The organism is Kitasatospora sp. NPDC015120 (assembly GCF_043080305.1).
GTDB lineage: Bacteria > Actinomycetota > Actinomycetes > Streptomycetales > Streptomycetaceae > Kitasatospora.
This window is the reverse complement of record NZ_JBIBVJ010000068.1, coordinates 1-1,387: the sequence shown is the minus strand read 5'-3', so window position 1 is coordinate 1,387 and position 1,387 is coordinate 1. Positions and strand designations below refer to the sequence as shown.

The window sequence follows — 1,387 nt, the reverse complement described above, 5'->3', positions numbered from 1 at the left end:
CTACGCGCTCCCGCGGACGGTCCGATCGGTGACTCGGGCCTCGTCGTCTCGGACGGGGAAACCACCTGTTTCAACATGAACGACGCCAGGCCCGTCGATCTGGACCCGCTGACCGACGCCTTCGGGAAGGTCGACATCCATCTGCTGCAGTACTCGGGCGCGATCTGGTACCCGATGGTCTACGACATCCCGAAGGGCACCAAGCGCAACTTCGGCAAGCAGAAGCGTCAGCGCGGCATGGACCGCTGCCGCAACTACATCTCCCAGGTCGACGCTGCCTGGGTTGTCCCGTCGGCCGGCCCGCCGGTCTTCCTCGACGACGACCTGCGTTACCTCAACGACGATCACGGCGACGAGGGAAACATCTTCCCCGACCAGATCACGTTCCTCGAGCAGATGCGCATCAACGGCAACGATCGTGGTCTGCTGATGATCCCCGGCTCGGCCGTCGAACTTCGCGGAAGCGAGAAGGTCGCGCTGACGCATCCCATCCCGGACGCAGACGTCGACAAGATCTTCTCCAACAAGGCCGAGTACATCGAGAAGATGGCGCAGAAGATGGCACCGGTTATCGCCGCGCAGAAGGCCACGTGGGCTCCGGCCGAAGGCGAGCCGCTGCTCGACGGTCTCAAGGCCAAGTTCGAGCCGATCATGGCTCAGTCCGATCTGATCTGCGACGGAATCGGCTACCCCGTCGGACTCGTGATGGGAGAGGAGACGGTCGTCCTCGACTTCCCGAAGCGGATCGTTCGTGAGCCCATCGACGGAGAAGGTAAGTTCCGCTACGGCTTCCGCATCGCTCCCGAACTGGTTCGCACCGTTCTGCGTGACGACGAGCCCGACTGGGTCAACACCATCTTCCTGTCGACACGCTTCACGGCGTGGCGCATCGGTGGGTACAACGAATTCCTCTACACGTTCTTCAAGTGCCTCACCGACGAGCGCATCGCGTACGCCGACGGCTGGTTCGCCGAGGCCCACGACGACAGCGCGTCTATCGAGTTGGGCGGGTACGAGATTCAGCGTCGTTGCCCCCACCTCAAGGCGGACCTGTCGAAGTTCGGTGTCGTCGACGGCACCAACCTCACCTGCGATCTGCACGGCTGGCAGTGGGATCTCGAGACCGGCCGCTGCAAGACGTCCAAGGGCCACGAGCTGCGCACCAGCAAGCTGAGCTGAACCGAGCTCGTCGGGTGACGGGATACAGCAGGTCGCTGATCGGCCTGGCGACAGCGCTCGCCGGGTTGGCCGGTTACGTCGACGCGCTCGGATTCATCACGCTCGGTGGGCCTTTCGTTTCGTTCATGAGCGGCAACATGACGCAGGCGAGCGTCGCATTTGCCGACGGGGTGTGGTCGACCGCGAGAGTTGCTGGCGGAATCATCGT

The 1,387-nt window shown here is 63.4% G+C and carries 2 protein-coding genes; both read left to right on the top strand.

The genetic code is table 11. The annotated features are described in order from the left end of the window. Window positions 1–1,179, top strand: a 1,179-nt coding sequence (locus ACF1AK_RS36330) for a Rieske (2Fe-2S) protein (RefSeq protein WP_391503082.1), incomplete at its 5' end; no start/stop codon positions are given. Between the two features lie 14 nt (window positions 1,180–1,193). Then, window positions 1,194–1,387, top strand: a 194-nt coding sequence (locus ACF1AK_RS36325) for a DUF1275 family protein (RefSeq protein WP_391503081.1), incomplete at its 3' end; no start/stop codon positions are given.